Here is a 16,767-nt window from a genome sequence, read left to right as displayed (position 1 = left end):
CATGTGTTGGCCCCACTATTGTCATTGGACGAATGAGTCGGCGTGCGGAAGGCTCAGCGAGACCCGGATCCCCGGCCACAGCCGGGTCCAGCGCCGCCGCTTCCAAACCGAGGAGTCCGAACCGTGGACCAGCACACCATCGACGAGGTACTGAACCGCCCACTCAGCCAGGAACTGCTGGCCCGTGACCTGGCCAGGTTGGCCTTCGTCGCGCTGGACGGCACGCCGCGGTCGATCCCGATCGGCATCGTCTGGAACGGCACGGAAATCGTCATGTGCACCGCGACGAACGCGCGGAAGCTCCCGGCGCTGCGCCGGAATCCCGCCGTCGCGCTGACGATCGACACCGAGTCGCACCCGCCGAAGATCCTGCTCCTGCGCGGCAACGCGGAGCTGGATCTCGTCGACGGCATCCCGGACGAGTACCTGCGGTGGAACGGCACCTACGAGATGACGCCCGAGCAGCGGACCGAGTGGGAGGTGGGCGTGAAGTCGCTCTACGAGAGCATGGTCCGGGTCGTGGTGAAGCCGACCTGGGTCAAGCTGATCGACTTCGAGACCACCCTGCCCACCGCCATCGAGGAACTCATGCGGCGGCAGCAGGAACGCCAGCGCGCCTGAACCCGCACACCCACCGCCGAACGGAGATCACCATGGACAACGCCCGCCAGCCGAACCCCGCACGCGGGACGATCCAGCGGATGGACAACGTCGCCATCGTCGTTGACGACCTCGCCGCCGCGAAGGCTTTTTTCGCCGAACTCGGGATGGAACTGGAAGGCGAGGCGACCGTCGAGGGCAGCTCGGTGGATCGCCTCGTCGCGCTCGAGGGAGTCCGGTCGGACATCGCGATGATGCGCATGCCGGACGGCCACGGACGGCTCGAGCTGACCAAGTACCAGACGCCGTCGGTTCGAGACGGCAACCCGCAAGCTCCGGCGAACACCCTGGGCGCGCATCGCATCATGTTCGCCGTCGAGAACATGGACGACATCATCGAGCGCCTGCGGCCACACGGCGCCGAACTCGTCGGCGAGCTGGTGCAGTACGAGAACAGCTACCGGCTCTGCTACCTGCGCGGCCCCGCGGGCATCATGGTCGCGCTCGCCGAGGAAATCCGGTGATCGGCGGGGCGGCGTCGGTTTAACGGCTGCGGACTTCGCGCGGCTGCCCGGTGGCTTGCGCTTCTCCGCCCGGCAAAAGGCGTCTGGATGTTGCCGGGTGGCCGGGGTATGGTTGGGAGCGCTCCCAGACCGCGTCCCCCACCTGCTCGAGGAGCTGAACCATGTCGCGACGGCGTTGTCGCCCGGTCACCATGCTGGCCGGTTTGCTCGTTCTGGCCCTGTCCGCGTTGTTGTTGCCTCCGGTGACGGCGGGCGGCACCTCCCACACCCCCGCGGTGCCGCTCACGGAGCTGACCGTGGTGTCCGAACAGGTGGCGTCCGGTCTGCGGCGCCCGATCGCGATCACCGGGCTGCCCGACGGGCGGATGCTGATCGCGGAGAAGAACGGCACCGTCCGCGCCTACCACCCCGGCACCGGCCTGGCGGCCGAGCCGGTGCTCGACCTGACCGCCCGGATCGATCCCTCGGACAACGAACGCGGCCTGCTCGGCATCACCCCCGCCCCGGACTTCGCCTCGACCGGAATGCTCTACGTGGCCTACACGAGCCTGCCCGCGGGCGCGCTGACCCTCGCGCGAGTACCCCTCGGGGGCGCCCCCGAGCAGGTACAGGTGCTGCTCACCCAGGAACACGCCGAATACGGCAACCACAACGGCGGACAGGTCGCGTTCGGCCGCGACGGCTACCTCTACTGGTCCCTCGGCGACGGCGGCCACACCCACGACCCGTTCAAAGCCGGGCAGAACCTCGGCACCCTGCTCGGCAAGATCGTGCGGATCGATGTCAACCGCGCCTGCGGGACGAAGCCCTACTGCGTACCCGCCAGCAACCCCTTCACCCAGACGCCGGGCGCCCGCCCGGAGATCTGGCTCTACGGACTGCGCAACCCCTGGCGCTTCTCCATCGACCCCGTCGACGGCTCACTCTGGATCGGTGACGTCGGCCAGGGCCTGGTCGAGGAAATCAACCACATCCGCCCCTGGCAGCGCGGGGCGAACCTCGGCTGGTCCTGCCGCGAAGGCACCCCCGTGTTCGACCCGGACCAATGCCGATCGGGCGGCAAGTACACCGACCCCGTCTTCGAATACGACCACTACAACGACAACTGCTCGGTAACCGGCGGTGTGGTCTACCGCGGCTCCGAAACCCCGCAGGCACGAGGGACCTACCTCGCCAGCGACTACTGCTCCACCCGCGTATTCGCGGTACGCCCCAACTCCGCCGGCGGCTACGAATCCGCGACCATCGGCTACTTCCCCACCCAGCCCACCGCGATCGCCACCGACGTACACGGCGAACTCTACGTACTCAGCGACCTCCCCGGATGGCTCAACCGCGTACGCATCGAGCACGTTCCGCCCGCTCCGGCGCGGTGAGCCGAGCAAAGCGGCTCCCCACCCGCAGCCGAGTTCCACGTCCAGGAAGCCGAACCCCACACTCGGGCAGCTGAGTTCCACACTCAGGGCCCCAGACCAGCCAAGTTGAAGAAGGCAAACGCTATGAGTGGGGCATTACTTGCATTCAACGCAAGTAATGCCCCACTCATAGCATTGCCGTGACGTGGACGTCCGCGGTGATGACGGCCCGATCGGGGGTAAAGCCAGAAGTCGGGGTCAAGGTGCCAGGAGCCGGTGTAGCGTGGAACGCTTGGGCGGGCACCCGGTGGTGGGTGCCGGCGGCGATCCGGGGCAGTCAGTGCCTGGGAGGCGGGAGAGCCGGCTCGTGACGACCGGCGGGGACGAAGCCCTTTCCATCTCGGTGGCCGAGCGGTCGGGGTGCCGCGTGGTGGCGGTTTCCGGGGAATTGACCATCGCCGGGTATCCGGAGTTGCGCGATGTGATGCTGAAGTGCGCGGTGGAGCAGCCGTCCGCGGTGATCGTGGACATCGAGAAGCTGAGCGTCGCCACGTCCAGCCTGGTGAGCGTGTTCGCGCAGGTGTCGATGCGGCTGTCCGACTGGCCGGGCGTGCCCGTGCTGCTCGTCGCCGGCGAAGAGTCGTCGCGGCGGCTCTTCGAGCACACGCCGGTGCCCCGGTTCGTCCCGGTGTTCCCGACGGTGGACGACGCGGTGGGCGGAGCGCGGGACCGGCTCCAGCGGCGGCGGGCCAAGCTCACGCTGCCCAGGCTGATCAGCACCACCCGGCAGGCCAGGGAGTTCACCCGGCACATCACCGAGTATTGGCTGCCGGGCAACGAAGTCGTGACCGACGCGGTGGTCGTGGCCAACGAGCTGGTCGACAACGTGCTCGTCCACACCCAGTCCGAACCGGCGCTGCGGCTGGAACTCCGGGCGGACCTGCTCAGCGTCGCCGTGGGTGACCTTTCCCCGGACCCGGCCGTCATCCGCGAGGGCAAGGGCGGCTCGGCGGCGGGAACGGCTTGGTGGTGGTCGCGCAGCTGGCGAAGGTGTGGGGGAGCAGTCCGGTGATGGCCGAGGGCAAGGTGGTCTGGGCGGTGCTGGACACCGAGCCGCCTGCCATCGCAGTGCCCGAGTTCGAATCCCCCGGTGGGAAGTGACGGTGAACCGCACGCGGTCGGCGGGCTGAGCCGCGCGGTGCCGGAGTGGTTCGGACCCCCAGTCCGAACCCCCGGCCACCACACACAGTCGATCGGTCCGCCCTGGAGCGGACCGATCGGTGTTTCCCCGTCACGCCTGTGTCAGCTGACATAGAATCAGATGACTGGCATATGCGCTAGGGTGTGCCACGAATTCGCCGGTCACCTTGCGAGGAGAGCGATGCCCACCCGCCGCGCGGAAACCAGTCAGGAGAGCCGCCGGCTGCTGGTCGAGGCGGCCGCGACGGCCTTCGCGGCCCGGGGTTACCGGCAGACGACCGTCGCCGAGGTGGCCGAGATAGCCGGCATCAGCCGTGGCTCCATCCCGTGGCACTTCGGCAACAAGGAGGGCTTGCTGCTCGCGGTGGTCGAGCACGCCTTCGAGCTGGTCGCCCGCAACACCGCCCAGCCGCGGCTCCCCGGCCCGGAGGGGCTGCGGGACCTGACTCATCAGAGCGCGGCGTTCGTCCGGCAGCCGATCACCAAGCTGATGATCAGCCTGCTCGGCGACGCGATGGACGAGGACTCGCCGGTGCACGACCGGTACGTCGAACTGCACCGCGCGATGCGCGCCCACATCGCGGCCTGGGCGGAGCAGCCCTACGACGGGTGCGGGCTGCCCGAGGGCGTCACCCCCGACGACGTCGGCGTGGTGGTGCTCGGCGCCACCATGGGCATCCACCAGCAATGGCGGCTGGCGCCCGAGCGCGTCGACCTCGATCGGGCCTTCGACAGCTTGCAGCGGATTCTGCTGGCGGCCGTCCAGTCGCGGGCCTGACATTCCCTATTCGAATATATGCGTATTCACGCACGCATAAATGCGTAGCTTTGCCGACCGCACGTACAGTCGATCACGCTCCGAATTCGCTGCTGCGATGTGGCGGCGGGTCGCAACGCCCGGCAAGATCAACTTTCGGGTGGGGTTATCCACCCGATAGTCGCAAGCGAGCGATGAAAACGCGTGGCGTGGCCATTCTGAAGGACAGCGTCGGATACGGACGGCGACTAAGTTCGGAATCGACGGCCGAAGCCGAAACGCTTTCCTGAAATATGTTCGTCTACTTTGGACTTGCCTGCCGGCAGGAAATGAGGAACTTTCATGGCAGGGCTCATGACCGCGCGTCCGCCAAAACCCCGCAGGAACGCCGTGCGACGGCTGGTGGCCGTCGGTTTCCTGCTCGTGCTCCTGGCCCCGCTCACCGCACACGCGAACCGCTACCCGCCGCGGGTGCAGGTTTTCGTGGCCAACACCGGATCCGACAACGTGACCGTCTACGACACCCGGCGCGGGGAGGTGGTGGCCACGGTGCCGGTCGGGGACTCGCCGGTCGGCGTCGGCGTCCTGCCCGGGGGTGAGCGGGTCTACGTGACCAACGAACTGGCCGACACGGTCTCGGTGATCGACGCACGCACCTACGCGGTGGTGGCGACCGTGCCGGTGGGGGCCAATCCGTTCGGCGTCGCCGCCACGCCGGCGCACGTGTACGTGACCAACTTCGGGGACGGCACGGTGACCGTCATCGACGCCGCCACCGACACCCCGGTGGGCACCCTGCCGGTCGGGCGGTTCCCGCACACGCCGGTGACCAGCCCCGACGGCAGCCTGGTCTACGTCACCAACAACGGCTCGCAGAGCGTCTCGGTGATCGACACCAGCACGCAGGAGGTGGTGGCGACCTACCCCGTCGGCACCTACCCGGCCGGGATCGCGACGAGCCCGGCGGGTGACCGGATCTACGTGGCCAACACCGGCTCCGACAGCGTGACGGTGGTCGACACCGCCGCCGGGACCACCGTGGCGACCGTGCCGGTCGGGGAGTCGCCGATGGGTGTTTCGGTGACGCCGCAGGGTCAGGTCTACGTCGCCAACGCGGGCTCGGACGCGGTCTCCGTGCTCGACGGCCCGGCGATCACGGCCAGCTCGCCCGGCGTGGTCACTTCGACCGTTTCCGTGCAGGCACAACCGGAAGGCGCCGCCGCCGCCCCGGACAACAGCTTCGTCTACGTCACGAACACCGCCGCCGACTCGATGTCGGTCATCGACACCGGCACGTTCACCGCGACCGCCACCGTGCCGGTCGGCAGCGGGCCGGAAGGCCTCGCCGTCTCCTCCTGATCCGGCGCAGCCGTATCGATTCGGCGGGAGCTGAATCCCGATGAACTCCGCGCTTGGCGGAAAGGCCGGGCGAATTCGAATTCCGGGGACGCTGAGAAAAGCCCACCGCCCGTAACGCGCGGGCGGCGGGCCGGTGAAGCGTGTCAGCTGTGGGTCACTTCGAGACCGTAGATCTTCACTTCGCCGTAGTTGCCGCTCGAACACGGCGACGCATTTCCACAGTTGGCCTGCGTGTACGCGCCCGCCTTGAAGTACCCGCCGGTGAAGCTGTCGGAGAGCGTGGCCTTCAGGACGCCGTTGTAGTACGCCTTGATCTTGCCGCCGCTCACCACGAACTTCGCCTGGAACCGTTCGCCGAGTTCGTAGCTGTCGTCGACCAGCGTGTAGTCCTCGTCCTCGTCCCCGTGGGTGACGTAGAGCTTCTTGTCCTCCAGGCGGAAGACCGACACGTCGTCGTCGGCGTCGTGGATCTGCCCGGCGACCACGTGCGGCTTGCCCTTCGGGACCGCGGTGATGGCCTGGTCGATGGTCATCGTGTGCGTGCCCGAGGTGGAGGACCAGCTGGCCTTCGTCTGCCCCGATCCGGTCATCTCCCGCAGTTCCGACCGCGGGTAGTTGGACCCGCTCGTGGTCACCCCGTTGACGGCGGCGCGGAACTGGACCGCCGTGCAGTCCGGCGTGGTGGTGAACCACGGGTCGATCGAGTACGTCGCGAGAGCCGGCTGTTCGACGTTCTTCGGCTTCTCCGCCTCGCCGATGGGCAGCCCGACGTACCACTTCCGCAGGTCTAGCACGTCGGCCGGGTAGGCGCAGGTGCCGCCCCCGCCACCGTCGGCCCCGTGGACGGCCGCCTCGGTGATGCTGGTCCACTCGTTGGCCGTGTTCCCGTGGCCGACCACGCGCACGTACCGGGCGGAGCCGTCGGCGAAGTCGTAGTTCTGCGGCTCCAGCGTGGTGTCACCGCTGACCTTGTTCGCCAGCACGGTCTTCCACGAAGAGCCGTCGGCGGAGGTCTCGACGTCGAAGGTGTGCTTCCTGGTGTCGCCCTTGTGCCAGGCGAGGGACACCGAGCCGACGGTCTGCGCCGTGCCGAGGTCGTACTGGATCCACACCCCGTCGCCCTCGGCCGACCACCGCGTGCTCAGATCCTTGTCGAGCGTGTTGGCCGCGACGTTGCCGTCGTCCGCGCTGGCCGATGCTCCCGCGATCTGCAGGGGAGAACCCGCCGCGGCCGCGACGGCGGTGACCGCGCCGGGGACCCCGGCCACGATCGTCGCCAGCACCACGCCAAGAGTTCTTCTCATGAGGACCTCACTTCGGTTGGACACCTGACCAAAATGGCCACAGCGCGCGGGGACCGGTCCCGGGACCGAGCACCTAGCGTCCGTTCCGGGGGCGGAACTCCGACGAGCTTGGGAGAAGGATGCGGTCGATCAGACTGGCCGTGGGTGTTGTCGCCTGCGCGTTTTCGATGAACCTGGTGGCACCCGCCGTGAACGCCACCGAAGCCACCGGCGGGGGTGGGTGCACCCGGCCGGCCCAGGTGCTCGACCTGAAGAACTGGAAGATCACCCTGCCGGTCGACGATCCGGTCCAGCCGGGCCCCCAGCCGCTGGAGATCCGCCAGCCCCGGCTCAAGGGGTACGCCGTCGACCCGTGGTTCGTGCCCACCGCGGCCTGCGACGGCGTCCGCTTCCGCAGCGCGGTCAACGGGGTGACCACGCCCAACAGCAGCTACCCCCGGTCGGAACTGCACGAGATGACGCGTAGCGGCACGCAGCACATCAGCTGGCCCCCGGATTCTGGCACCCACACCATGGTCATCGACCAGACGATCACCCACCTGCCGAACGACAAACCGCACGTGGTGGCGGGCCAGATCCACGACGGCGAGGACGACGTCACCGTCTTCCGGCTCGAAGGCCGGAAGCTCTACGTCACCAACGGGGACGACCCGAACTTCGCGCTGATCGACGACAACTACGTGCTCGGCACCCGGTTCCAGGCGAAGTTCCAGGTGCGCGACGGCCGGATCGAGGCGTTCTACAACGGGGTGCCCAAGGTGACGCTGCCTGCCACCTTCGCGGGCGCCTACTTCAAGGCCGGTGCCTACACCCAGGCCAACTGCGCGAGGTCTGCCCCCTGCGAGGCGGGGAACTTCGGCGAGGTGATCATCCACGGGCTGTCCGTGACGCACCGGTGAGCCACCGGCCCGCCGGATGTGCCCGGAAAACGGCTCCGGTAGCACAGCGAGCTGGCTACACTACCTTGCGTGCGCACGGGAGATGTGATCGACGGGCGTTACCAGCTGGAGGACGTCACCGGTGGTGGGGCCGGTGGCCTGGTGTGGACGGCTTTCGACCGCAAGCTCAAACGCAAGGTGGCGCTCAAGCGGCCGCACGTGATGGCCAGCGAGGCCGACCGGCTCCAGTTCGTCCGTGAAGCCGAAACAGCCGCGCAGGTGCACCACCCGAACGCCATCTCGATCTTCGACACGGTCGAGGCGGACGGGTGCTGGCTGGTGATGGAGTACCTGCACGCGCGGAGCCTGGACGAGGTCCTGGCCGAGCAGGGGCCGCGGCCGCCGGAGTGGGTGGCGACGGTGGGCGTGCAGATCGCGGCCGCGCTGGCCGCCCTGCACCAGTGCCGGATCGTGCACCGGGATGTCAAGCCGGGCAACGTACTCGTCACCGAAGACGGGCTGGCCAAGCTGACCGACTTCGGCATCTCCGTCTGGCGTGAGGTGACCTGGACCCACGACGGCAACCTCAGCGGCACCCCCGCCTACGTCGCGCCCGAGGTGGCGAAGGGGCACCCGGCCGACGAAGCCTCGGACGTCTATTCCCTGGGTGCCACGCTGTTCACCGCGCTGGAAGGCGAGCCGCCGTTCGGCACCGGCGAACCGGCCGAAATCCTGGAGCGCGTCCGCGGCGGCGAAGTCCCGAAGCCGTCCCGGGCGGGGCCGCTGGCGCCGCTGCTCGGCGACATGCTGGCGGTCCGGCCGGATCGGCGGCCGGACGCCGGACAGGTCCGGCAGCGGCTCGAGGAGATCGCCGGCCCCCAGCGGATCGCCTGGTCGTCCGCCACGGTTGCCCGCCGGCCGTGGTGGCGCCGGCGCACCCCCTTGGTGCTCGCCGCGACCGGGCTCGCCGCGACGGTGACCGCCGCGGCGCTGGTTCCCCTGCTGTGGCAGGACGAACCCGCCGAAGACCTGGTGGGGGACGAGCACACCGCCTCGCCCTGCGCCCTGCTCGACGCGGAGGCGCTGAGCGCGCACTTCGGTGTGCCGACGCAGTTGCACCAGGCGATGGGCAACTTCAACCGCTGCGACGTGATCCTCTCCCCGGGATCCGGTGCGGCCACGGCGGTGGACATCGAGGTGCAGTTGCTCCGGCTCAAGCGGCACCCCGTGGTGGGGGAGATGTTCGAAGACGAGGGCCCGCCGGGGAAGGACGAATGCGCCCGGCCGGTGACAGTGGACGACCGGTACGGCATCCAGATCGCGGCGAAGGGCCCCCAGCCCCAGGAACGGCTCTGCACCACCGCCGACGTGGCCGCGGAGCACGTGCGCCGCGTGCTCGAGCGTGGGCCGATCCCGCGTCGTGATGCCCCGTTGCCCGAGTCTTCACTGGCCCACGTCGACGCCTGCACCTTGCTGGACAGCACCGCGCTGGCCGTCTACCCCTCGATCGACGCCGGTGCCGGGGCGAAGGGCTTCGGCGGGTGGCGCTGCCGGTGGTTCGGCACCGCCGACCAGATCGACGTCCTGGTGCGGTACGACCAGCACTCCAGTACTTCGCCGGTCGAGGGGGACCCGATTTCCTTCCCCGGCCACGAAGCACACATCAGGGCGGGAACCGACGCGTGCACGGTGCACGTGGTCCACCGGCCGTCCGGGCAGCCGGCCGGGCCGACGATCGACGTCATGGTGCTCACCGTCGACGGTCCACGCCCGGATTCGGCGTACTGCCCGCGGGCGATCGCCCTGGCCGAGGCGGCCGCGTCCCGGTTGCCGCGCTGAGGGGAGGGGTCCCCGCGGCCCCGGTCAGACTGGACGGCCACCGGGAACACAGGGAGGCAGGCATGACTCGCGAAAGCCTGGCGCGCGGCGTACCCCCGGCCGCGGCGAGCACCGTCGTCGCGCTCACCGTGACCGGCCGGATCACCGCGGTGCCGGTGGAAGGCCGCACGATCCGGTTCGGCCGCAACCGCACCGAGGTCGACCTGCCCGTCGGCGAAACCGATCCGCGGGTGAGCCGCCGGCACGGCCTGCTGGTCCGGCGGGACTCCCACTGGTGGGTCAGCAACACCGGGCGGCTCCCCATCCGGCTGCCCAAGGCGAACTGGTTGTTCCCCGGTGAGGAGCCGGTTCCGCTGCTCACCGGGTACACCCCGATGTTCATCCGCGGTTCGCGCGACCGCGAACACCTGCTGGAGCTGTACATCTCCGGTGAGGACGGCGGCCAGCCCGCGGCCAGGTACGACGCGGTCACCCACCAGCCCCGGCAATGGCCGCTCACGCCCGACGAACGGCTGCTGCTGGTGGTGCTGGGCCAGCGCTACCTCTTCCACGACGCCAACCCGCAGCCGATCTCCCGCCAGCAGGCCGCGCTGATGCTCGCCGAGTTGCAGCCGGAGGCGAACTGGAGCGTCAAACGCGTGGAGCACATGGTCTCCGACGTCCGCGTCCGGCTGTCCGCGGCAGGGGTGCACGGGCTGCTGCGGGAGGAAGTCGGGGAGCCGGTGGGGAACACGCTCAACGACAACCTGCTCCGCGAGCTGATCCTGTCGACCACGCTGGTTCCCCCGGACCTGGCCCTGCTCGATTCCGTGTGATTCGCGGTACGCCCACCCGGGATGAACCGTCCGTTTTGGACACTCGGCAGGTGGGGAACAGCGACGCCACCACGTCGACCGGTAGTCGTGGTGGCTCCACTCGGCCGTACGTCCACAGTGGACAGCAAGGTCGGCGTGACGGCGGGTGGGGGTGCGGCGTGCCGGTGGCCCGGCCTGCCGGAATAAGCTCTGCCCGTGGTCAACCTCCGGTGGGTCTCGAAGCCGCGCGGTGGCGCGGTCTGGTACCCCGCGATCGGGCTGGTGCTCTTCGCCGGGTCGCTGGTACCGGCGCTGCACAGCCAGGGCACGCAGTTCGGCGGTATGCCCGCGCGGTCCTACGACCTGCTGGCCATCGTCGCGATCGCCTTCCAGTGCGTCCCGCTGGCGGTGTGCCGCCGGTGGCCGGTCCTCTGCCTCGCCGTGGTGGTGCTCGGCTTCGCCATCGACCAGCTTCGCGGGTACCACTCGTTCGCGGGCACCGCGCTGCCCGTCGCGATGCTGATCGCGAGTTCGCAGCTGCAGCGGCGACGCCGGACCACCGCGCTGGCGCTCACCACGGCGTACGTGCTGCTGGGAGTCACGTTCGAGCTGCTCGGCGCGGGCGAGTCGCCGGCCGAGTACGTGACGTTCTACCTGGCGTTGGTCTTCGCCTGGGGCATCGGGGCGTGGTGGCGGTCCACCCGGCTCGCGGAGGCCGAACGACGCCTCCGTGTCGCGGAGGAAACTCGCGCCGCCGAACGCGCCCGCATCGCCCGCGAACTCCACGACGTCGTGACCCACCACGTGACGGCGATGGTCGTGCAGACCGAGGCGGCCCGGTACCTGACCACCGAACCGGAACGCCTTGACCGGACCCTGACCGACGTCGCGGGCACCGGCAGGCGGGCCCTCACCGACCTGCGGCACCTGCTCGACGTGCTCAACCCCGACCACGGCACCCGGGCCGACGGCCTGCTCGACCTCGTGGAGCAGACGCGCCGGGCCGGGCAGCCGGTCGAGTTCACCGAGCAAGGCACCCCGGCGCAGCTGTCCGGCAGCGCCGGTCCGGTGGCCTACCGGGTCGTGCAGGAAGCGCTGACCAACGCCCTCAAACACGCCCACGGCAGCCCCACCTCGGTGCAGGTCCACCACGGTGACCGGGAGATCACCGTGGAGGTCAGCACGGACGGCTCCGGCTCGGAAACCGTGTCCCCCGGCGGGAGCGGCCGGGGCCTCGCCGGGCTGGGTGACCGGGTCGGCGTCCTGGGCGGCGACTTCAGCGCGGGCCGCAGCACGGGCGGCGGCTTCTACGTGCGGGCCCGCATCCCGGCCGGGAGTTCCTCGTGACCGCGCCGATCCGGGTCCTGGTCTGCGACGACCAGGTGCTGGTCCGCACCGGGCTGGTGACGATCATCGACGCCCAGCCCGACCTCGAGGTGGCCGGTGAGTGCGGGGACGGGCGGAGCGCGGTCGACCTCGCCGCCCGCCTGCGCCCGGACGTCGTGGTGATGGACGTGCGCATGCCGGTGCTCGACGGCATCCGGGCCACGGCGCTGCTCGCCGGTGCGGGTGTGCCCAGCCCGGCCAAGGTGCTCGTGGTGACCACCTTCAACCTCGACGAGTACGTCTACGAGGCCCTGCGTGCCGGGGCAAGCGGGTTCCTGCTCAAGGACGCGCCGCCGGACCAGTTGCTGCACGGCATCCGGACCGTGGCGACGGGCGCGGCGCTGCTGGCTCCCGAGGTGACGCGGCAGCTCGTGGGCCGGTACGCCTCCCGCATCCGGCCCGCCGACGGTGAGGCGACCGAAATTTCGCTGACCCCCCGGGAACTCGAAGTGCTGCGCCTCGTCGCGGACGGCCGGTCCAACAGCGAGATCGCCGCGACGCTGGTGATCAGCCCGGAGACCGTCAAGACCTTCGTCTCACGCATCCTCGCCAAACTAGGCCTCCGCGACCGAGTCCAGGCCGTGGTCTACGCCTTCCGCCACGGCCTGGTCACCTAGGCGCTCCTCCTGCGAGTCAAGGTCGCGCTCTCCGCGCCCAGGCGGTCCCTGGCGGCACGGGCGAGTTCGGCCGAGTACGGCCAGTACGAGGCCGAATCGCCCGCACCGCCAGGAACCACCTGGATCACGAAGCCCATCGACCAAACTCACAGGACAGCGCCTAAGGCCCTACAGGGCTTCGGCGGCTTCCCCGACGACGCGCTTGATCTCCTGGACGGCGACCTCGGGCTCGTCGAGGTAGATGTAGTGCTCGCTGTTCGCCGCGGTGGTCAGGGTGCTGCTGCTGGAGACCGCCAGCCACTTCTGCTGCCCTTCGGCCCACGCCCGCTCCAGGCCCGGCCCGTACTCGGGCACGGCCGTGAGGTACGGCTTCCCGTGCTGGATCACCGCCACCGGGATGTTCCCGGCGGACCGGACCTCTCCGTCGGGCATCGCCAGCTTCTCCGGGTTCTGCCCCTGGAGCACGGCCACGGTCTGGTCCCGCAACTCGGCCGCCATGCCGGTGGCGGTGGGCGGTATCTCCCTGGCGAGATCGGCGCCCTGGGTCGGGGAGGTGGCGTCCAGCAGCACCAGGCCCGCGACCCGGTCCTGGTGGTCGGGCGCGTACCGGGCGGCGATCAGCCCGCCCAGCGAGTGCCCGGCCAGCACCACCGGGGCGTCCCCGGCGAACCGGTCGATCACCGCGGTCAGCACCTTCCCGGTGCTCTCCATGGTCTGCGGCCCTTCCGGCTGGTCGCTCAGGCCCGAGCCGAGCCGGTCGTAGGAGCAGACCCGCTCCTGCCCGCCCAGGGTTTCCTGGAGGCGGGCCAGTTTCTCCAGCCCGTCGCCGCCGCCGTGCAGGAGCACGGTGACCGGGCGGTCTTCGACGGCGTTGCCCGAACAGGACACGTTCACCGCGCGGCCGTCGACGTCGATCTTCGTCATCCCGGTGAAGGAGCTCTGGTCCGATTCCGCCGGTGGGGCTTCCTCGCAGCCTGCCAGCGCGACGCCGGCCACGGCGCAGCACAGCGCGATCACAGTGGATGCCCTACGGGTCATTTTGTACTCCTGGTGCGGAACTGGTGGGGAAAAACGACTGCCCGTGCAGGCTAGGGAAGGCACCGGCCGAAATCGTCACCTCGGGGTGGACAACTGCGCGTAGCTCGCACGGGTGACAAATCCGCCGTCCGGCGAATTCGCGGGTGTTCGCGGGTGAAGCGGTGGCGGACGGCTTCCGCGCGGCAAAGCGCATTCGTATGCTGTGCCGGTGGTGCGAACGTGGCCGCTGACCGGGCGCGCCGAGGAATTGCGTTTCATCGAGACAGCGAGCCGCCGCGCGGACCGGCCGCGCGGTGTCGTGCTCGCCGGTGCGCCCGGGGTCGGGAAGACCCGTCTGGCTCGTGAGGCGCTGGCGATGCTGGCCACGCGCGGCGCGGCCGTCCGCTGGGTGACGGGCACGGCTTCGGCGCGGGCGCTGCCGCTCGGCGCCTTCGCGGGCGTTCTCGGTGACGTCGACCCGGCCCCGACCCGGCTGGTGAGTGCGGCGATCAAGGCCTTCGTGGCCGGTGCGCCGCCCGGCGGGCTGGTGATCGGCGTCGACGACGCCCATCTGCTGGACGAGCTTTCCGCGTTGGTGGTGCGCGAACTGGTGTTGTCCGGCACCGCGCCCATGGTGCTCACCATGCGCAGCGGCGAACTCGCGCCGGACGCGGTCACCACGCTGTGGAAGGACGGCTACCTGGACCGGCTGGAGGTGCAGCCGCTGTCGGCGCCGGAGACCGCCGAACTGCTGGAGGCCGTGCTCGGCGGTCCGGTGGACAGCGGCGCCACGAGCCGGTTGTGGGCGCTGACGCGCGGAAACGCCTTGTTCCTGCGGCAACTGGTCGACGGCGAACTCGAAGCCGGTCAGCTGCGCGAGGCCGGTGGCGGGTGGCACTGGTCGGGGCGGCTCGCGGTGTCGGCGGGCCTGGCCGAGCTGGTGCACACGAGGATGGGCCGGTTGCCCGACCCGCTGGTCGACGTGGTGGACGTGCTCGCACTGGGTGAACCGCTCGGCGTCCGGATCCTGGCCGGGCTGACCAGCGCGCCGGACGTCGAAGAGGCGGAACTGCGCGGGCTGGTGGAACTCCAGCGGGACGGGCACCGCTGGAACGCCCGGCTGGCCCACCCGTTGTACGGCGAGGTCCGGCGCCCGGGTATCGGCCAGTTCCGGGCCCGGCGGCTGCGCGGGGAGATCGCCACGGCGCTCGCGGACACCGGCGGGCGCCGTGCCGATGACACGCTCCGGCGGGCCGCGCTGATCGTGGACTCCGACATCCCGCCCGATCCGCGGCTGCTGACCATCGCGGCCCGTGACGCGATCCGGTTGCTGGACGTGGCATTGTCCGAACAACTCGCCAGGGCCGCGGTCGACGCGTCCGGTGGTTTCGAAGCGCACCTCACGCTGGGGATGGCACTGTCGTGGCTCAACCGCGGGGCCGATTCGGAGCGCGAATTCGAGCTGATGGCCGAACGGGCGGAAAGCGAGCAGGAACGGCTCACCCTCTCGATTCCCCGGGCCGCCAACCTGTTCTGGCCCGGACGCAGTCCCGACAAAGCCGAGGCGGTGCTCGACGCGGTGGAAACCAGCGGCGAGGGCGAGCACCTGGTGAACGGCGCCCGTGCCGCGTTCCACGCCTTCCGCGCCCGCACCCGGCTCGCCCTCGACACCGCCACCGAGACGCTGGCCTCACCCGGACTGCCGGAGGTGGGTGCCCTGCTGGCCTCCTACGGCGCCACCATCGCGCTCGGCGCGCTCGGGCGCGCGGACGAGATCGGGCCGATCGCGGCGCGTGCCTACGCGACGGTTTCGCAGTCCTTCGCCACGGCGGTGGGCACGTTCGGGCTGTGCGACATCCACACCATGGCCCTGCACGTCGCGGGCTACCTGGACGAGATGGACGAACTGGCCGACCGGCACTACCGCCGGGCCGCCGACATGCCCGGGTATTCGCGGCTGCGGGGCGTTTCCCTGCGTGGCCAGGCGGCGAGGTGCCGGGGCAGGCTCCGGACGGCGATCGCGGACCTGCGCGAGGCGCAGGCCGGTTTCGCGGGTGTCGACGAGGAGGGGTTCGCCTTCCGGTGCCTGATGAACCTGACGCACGCGCTGGCCATGTCCGGGGACGCTCCGGCGGCCCGGAAGGCGCTGGCCGAACTGGAAGCCGAGCGGCACCCGTCGTTCGTGTTCTGCGATCCGGACCTGCTTTCGGCCCGGGCGTGGGTGGCCGCCGCGGAGGGCGCGGTGACCGAGGCGATCCGGCTCGCCCGCGAGGCCGCGTCGCTCGCCGCTTCGCGTGGGCAGCCGGCGTATGAAGCCCTCGCGCTGCACCACGCCGTGCGGTTCGGCGAGCGCACGGCCGCCGGGCGGCTGGCCGCATTGGCGTCCACAGTGGACGGACCGAGGGCGCCGGCGGCCGCGGCGCACGCGGCGGCGCTGGCCGAGGACGACGGTGACGCGCTGCTCGCGGCCGCCGATCGACTGGAACGCATGGGCGACCTGCTCGCCGCCGCCGATGCCGCCGCACACGCCGTGACCGCGTACGCGCGTCACGACAGTCGTGCCGCCGCGCAGGCCGCTGCGGCCCGCGCCCACCGTCTCGCGGAGCGGAGCGAGGGCGCCCGCACCCCGGCTCTGGCGGCGGCCGCGCGTCCCCTGCCGCTGACCGAACGAGAACGCGAGATCGTCACCCTCGCCGCCGAAGGCCTGTCCAACCGCGCCATCGCCGACCGGCTGGTCGTGTCGGTGCGCACGGTGGAGGGCCATCTCTACCGTGCCGCCGCCAAACTCGGTACCAGCGTCCGCGCCGAATTCGCCGCCCTGCTCCACGGCGACTGAATCACGGCCCCTCGTCGGACTTGCCGAGGATCGTCGCGAGCTTGGCCTCGGCCACCGCCAGCAATGGCCCCAGCGCCTCGGGTTCGACGCCGAGCCGGTCGGCGATCACCGCCTCGGGCGTTCCCGCGTCCCGGAGCCGCAACCCCAGCGCGTACGACTCCGGAAGCCCTCGCAGCGCTGCCACGCGCCGATCCGAAGTGGCCATGCCGCCGATGCTGTCGCGGATCGCGGCCGGTGGCACGAGTAGGCCGCCACTCGGATTCGAGTACCCCGCTACTCGTGCCCTCGGCGCCGGCACGCA

General features: G+C 70.5%; 15 protein-coding genes. 12 read left to right on the top strand and 3 right to left on the bottom strand.

Annotated elements, in window-relative coordinates; all coding sequences use genetic code 11:
* Positions 1-123: 123 nt before the first annotated feature.
* The 6 genes from L3Q67_RS44060 (at position 124) to L3Q67_RS44035 (ending at position 5,795) form a co-directional block, all read left to right on the top strand.
* A complete protein-coding gene (locus L3Q67_RS44060; RefSeq protein WP_499187328.1) occupies positions 124-621 on the top strand; it encodes a pyridoxamine 5'-phosphate oxidase family protein in 498 nt (165 codons plus the stop codon).
* A gap of 32 nt (positions 622-653) precedes the next feature.
* Positions 654-1,124 (top strand): VOC family protein, encoded by a 471-nt coding sequence (locus L3Q67_RS44055; protein WP_499187327.1) that lies wholly within the window; start codon positions 654-656, stop codon positions 1,122-1,124.
* Between the two features lie 161 nt (positions 1,125-1,285).
* Positions 1,286-2,500, top strand: coding sequence for a PQQ-dependent sugar dehydrogenase (locus tag L3Q67_RS44050; RefSeq protein ID WP_499187326.1), 1,215 nt, complete (start codon positions 1,286-1,288; stop codon positions 2,498-2,500).
* 346 nt (positions 2,501-2,846) lie between these two features.
* On the top strand, positions 2,847-3,551 hold the full coding sequence (locus L3Q67_RS44045; protein ID WP_499187325.1) for an STAS domain-containing protein: 705 nt from the start codon (positions 2,847-2,849) through the stop codon (positions 3,549-3,551).
* Positions 3,552-3,860: 309 nt separating this feature from the next.
* Entirely contained in the window at positions 3,861-4,457 is a 597-nt protein-coding gene (locus L3Q67_RS44040; RefSeq protein WP_499187324.1) for a TetR/AcrR family transcriptional regulator, read from the top strand.
* A 369-nt stretch (positions 4,458-4,826) separates the two neighbouring features.
* Positions 4,827-5,795 carry a beta-propeller fold lactonase family protein gene (locus L3Q67_RS44035; RefSeq protein ID WP_499187323.1) on the top strand — a complete coding sequence of 323 codons (969 nt, stop codon included), beginning with the start codon at positions 4,827-4,829 and terminating at the stop codon, positions 5,793-5,795.
* A 143-nt stretch (positions 5,796-5,938) separates the two neighbouring features.
* Here the strand turns inward: L3Q67_RS44035 and L3Q67_RS44030 are convergent, their stop codons facing one another.
* A complete protein-coding gene (locus L3Q67_RS44030; protein ID WP_499187322.1) occupies positions 5,939-7,099 on the bottom strand; it encodes a polysaccharide lyase family 7 protein in 1,161 nt (386 codons plus the stop codon).
* A 119-nt stretch (positions 7,100-7,218) separates the two neighbouring features.
* Here L3Q67_RS44030 and L3Q67_RS44025 point away from each other — a divergent pair, with 119 nt between their 5' ends.
* The 5 genes from L3Q67_RS44025 to L3Q67_RS44005 all read left to right on the top strand — a co-directional run bounded on the left by L3Q67_RS44025 (position 7,219) and on the right by L3Q67_RS44005 (position 12,613).
* The gene (locus L3Q67_RS44025) at positions 7,219-7,998 is read left to right on the top strand and encodes a polysaccharide lyase family 7 protein (protein WP_499187321.1); all 780 of its coding nucleotides are present in this window, start codon (positions 7,219-7,221) and stop codon (positions 7,996-7,998) included.
* A 69-nt stretch (positions 7,999-8,067) separates the two neighbouring features.
* A complete protein-coding gene (locus tag L3Q67_RS44020) occupies positions 8,068-9,816 on the top strand; it encodes a serine/threonine-protein kinase (RefSeq protein ID WP_499187320.1) in 1,749 nt (582 codons plus the stop codon).
* Between the two features lie 62 nt (positions 9,817-9,878).
* Positions 9,879-10,631: an FHA domain-containing protein gene (locus L3Q67_RS44015; protein WP_499187319.1), complete on the top strand. Its 753-nt coding sequence runs from the start codon at positions 9,879-9,881 to the stop codon at positions 10,629-10,631.
* Positions 10,632-10,826: 195 nt separating this feature from the next.
* On the top strand, positions 10,827-11,957 hold the full coding sequence (locus L3Q67_RS44010; protein WP_499187318.1) for a sensor histidine kinase: 1,131 nt from the start codon (positions 10,827-10,829) through the stop codon (positions 11,955-11,957).
* Entirely contained in the window at positions 11,954-12,613 is a 660-nt protein-coding gene (locus L3Q67_RS44005) for a transcriptional regulator (protein ID WP_499187317.1), read from the top strand. Before L3Q67_RS44010 ends, L3Q67_RS44005 begins: the two co-directional genes overlap by 4 nt.
* Before the next feature lie 168 nt (positions 12,614-12,781).
* Here the strand turns inward: L3Q67_RS44005 and L3Q67_RS44000 are convergent, their stop codons facing one another.
* Positions 12,782-13,651 (bottom strand): alpha/beta fold hydrolase, encoded by an 870-nt coding sequence (locus tag L3Q67_RS44000; RefSeq protein WP_499187316.1) that lies wholly within the window; start codon positions 13,649-13,651, stop codon positions 12,782-12,784.
* A gap of 208 nt (positions 13,652-13,859) precedes the next feature.
* Here L3Q67_RS44000 and L3Q67_RS43995 point away from each other — a divergent pair, with 208 nt between their 5' ends.
* Entirely contained in the window at positions 13,860-16,466 is a 2,607-nt protein-coding gene (locus L3Q67_RS43995; protein ID WP_499187315.1) for a helix-turn-helix transcriptional regulator, read from the top strand.
* Between the two features lies 1 nt (position 16,467).
* Here L3Q67_RS43995 and L3Q67_RS43990 read toward each other — a convergent pair whose 3' ends face one another.
* Positions 16,468-16,671, bottom strand: a complete 204-nt coding sequence (locus L3Q67_RS43990) for a hypothetical protein (protein ID WP_499187314.1) — start codon at positions 16,669-16,671, stop codon at positions 16,468-16,470.
* Positions 16,672-16,767: the final 96 nt, after the last annotated feature.

The organism is Saccharothrix sp. AJ9571 (genome assembly GCF_021725495.1).
Lineage (GTDB): Bacteria > Actinomycetota > Actinomycetes > Mycobacteriales > Pseudonocardiaceae > Amycolatopsis > Amycolatopsis magusensis.
The sequence above is the reverse complement of the archived record's forward strand: the minus strand, read 5'-3'. Positions and strand labels throughout refer to the sequence as shown.

What these genes read in the sequence shown, in the direction of transcription:
- L3Q67_RS44015 (WP_499187319.1), top strand. Translation starts at nt 9,879, where the DNA reads ATGACTCGCGAAAGCCTGGCGCGCGGCGTACCCCCGGCCGCGGCGAGC.
- L3Q67_RS44000 (WP_499187316.1), bottom strand. Translation starts at nt 13,651, where the DNA reads ATGACCCGTAGGGCATCCACTGTGATCGCGCTGTGCTGCGCCGTGGCC.
- L3Q67_RS44040 (WP_499187324.1), top strand. Translation starts at nt 3,861, where the DNA reads ATGCCCACCCGCCGCGCGGAAACCAGTCAGGAGAGCCGCCGGCTGCTG.
- L3Q67_RS43990 (WP_499187314.1), bottom strand. Translation starts at nt 16,671, where the DNA reads ATGGCCACTTCGGATCGGCGCGTGGCAGCGCTGCGAGGGCTTCCGGAG.
- L3Q67_RS44030 (WP_499187322.1), bottom strand. Translation starts at nt 7,099, where the DNA reads ATGAGAAGAACTCTTGGCGTGGTGCTGGCGACGATCGTGGCCGGGGTC.
- L3Q67_RS44055 (WP_499187327.1), top strand. Translation starts at nt 654, where the DNA reads ATGGACAACGCCCGCCAGCCGAACCCCGCACGCGGGACGATCCAGCGG.
- L3Q67_RS44050 (WP_499187326.1), top strand. Translation starts at nt 1,286, where the DNA reads ATGTCGCGACGGCGTTGTCGCCCGGTCACCATGCTGGCCGGTTTGCTC.
- L3Q67_RS44025 (WP_499187321.1), top strand. Translation starts at nt 7,219, where the DNA reads ATGCGGTCGATCAGACTGGCCGTGGGTGTTGTCGCCTGCGCGTTTTCG.